1 protein-coding gene is annotated in these 683 nt (G+C 34.4%); it reads left to right on the forward strand.

Annotated features, from left to right (window positions below):
* The coding region (locus CRG87_RS07905; protein ID WP_133125514.1) for a PDZ domain-containing protein at positions 1 to 345 on the forward strand (345 nt) is incomplete at its 5' end.
* Positions 346 to 683: the final 338 nt, after the last annotated feature.

Here is a 683-nt window from a genome sequence, read left to right on the forward strand (position 1 = left end):
AACATTGTTAACCAACTTGTTAAAAAGGGTAAGATCGTTAGACCACAACTTGGCGTTAAGGTCATTGCTCTTCAAGGAATACCTTCAAGTTATCGCAAACACCTCAATATTAAGTCCAATTTAAAGGACGGAATATATGTCGCAACTGTGAATAAGAATAGCTCTGCCGCACATGCAGGAATTAAAGTTGGCGATGTAATAATTAAGGTTGACAACAAAACAGTCTCAGATGTGGCATCGTTACACACCATTTTGTATAATCACAAAATTGGTGATACGGTCACTTTAACCGTTAACCGTGGTGGAAAAGAAATTAATTTACGTGCAAAACTTGAATCCAACTAGTTTTGAGAATATTCATTAATTAGAGATAAAAAAGGCTATATTAAGCGATTTTAATTGCTGGTATAGCCTTTTTGCTAACAAAGTAATTGCGAAACACTAAATAGTTCGACTTTTTAGGCTGTCAAGAAAAAACTATTTTGCAAAAACTTGTTGATAACTGTGGAAAACTTTGTGGATTGTGCATAAATATGGGGTAATAGTTGTAAGACCACTGTGCATAACCTGTGACTTGTGTGTAAACAATAACACTAAGTAGTTAAAACAAACAACTGTTCAAACCGGTGCAACAGCGTTTAGAGCCTAAAGTTTGTGAATAATAATTATCAAAAGGCAAAATG

This window comes from Lactobacillus apis (assembly GCF_002837055.1).
Classification (GTDB): Bacteria; Bacillota; Bacilli; order Lactobacillales; family Lactobacillaceae; genus Lactobacillus; species Lactobacillus apis.